General features: G+C 57.6%; 2 protein-coding genes. Both read left to right on the top strand.

What is annotated here, in order from left to right:
• Positions 1–417: hypothetical protein (locus E4Q08_RS25240; protein WP_248595129.1), on the top strand; the 417-nt coding region annotated here is incomplete at its 5' end.
• 64 nt (positions 418–481) lie between these two features.
• A complete protein-coding gene (locus E4Q08_RS25520; RefSeq protein ID WP_256436049.1) occupies positions 482–604 on the top strand; it encodes a hypothetical protein in 123 nt (40 codons plus the stop codon).
• Positions 605–698: the final 94 nt, after the last annotated feature.

The following is a 698-nucleotide window of genomic DNA, read 5'->3' as shown; positions in this document are numbered from 1 at the left end:
ATTCTCGGTTGTCCATTCGCAGAAGGATGCTCCGGGCGAGGCAGTCCACCAGAGAGTCTTGATTCGGTCAATTGGACCTCAATTTCAGATTCCGACTCAATTTCTTCCTGCGATCGTCCGTTAATCAATGCAAGACCTTCTGCTCTCTGGAGGAATGACGTGATCTACGCGTGCACCAACGATACTGATCTCGATGAACTCATCGGGACTCAATACTGGGAAGGCCAGCGGCTGTCGTTCCATTACGGCCCGCTCGTTCAGGCCATGAAAGCGGGCGAAGAGTTGGTCCTGGAGAACAGTGCCGCGTTGTCGGCTTTCATGCTCGCGAAGGTTCGCCTGATGCTCGGCGCCATGATTATCGAGGACACCTCAGAAGAGATCTACCCCCACGATGGTTTTCGGCTGACGCTCGGGTAAGGTCGGCTGGATCTGCTGTTCGAGCAAGCCACCGGTCTCGAGAAGCGCTGCTTGCAGGCGCTGGATGCCCGCGAGGATCCAGACGCCGAAAGAAGCCGGGAGCCTGCTCTCCGGTTACGGGTTTGCCGGTGCGGCGATGCAATTGTCCGCGATTGGTATGGTATCGACGGCAACGGCAACGGGTTAGACAGCGAGGAGTCGCCCCCACGGCAAGGATCCAGCGGTCGTGCCGACGCCGACGAGCTTGAATTGTCATGCTCCGTGGAAGACTTGCTCCAACA

This window comes from Candidatus Accumulibacter contiguus, assembly GCF_012940005.1.
Classification (GTDB): domain Bacteria; phylum Pseudomonadota; class Gammaproteobacteria; order Burkholderiales; family Rhodocyclaceae; genus Accumulibacter; species Accumulibacter contiguus.
This window is presented reverse-complemented; position numbering and strand designations above follow the sequence as displayed.

Excerpts from the sequence above, each read along its gene's own strand:
- E4Q08_RS25520 (WP_256436049.1), top strand. The coding sequence starts at position 482 with ATGCCCGCGAGGATCCAGACGCCGAAAGAAGCCGGGAGCCTGCTCTCC.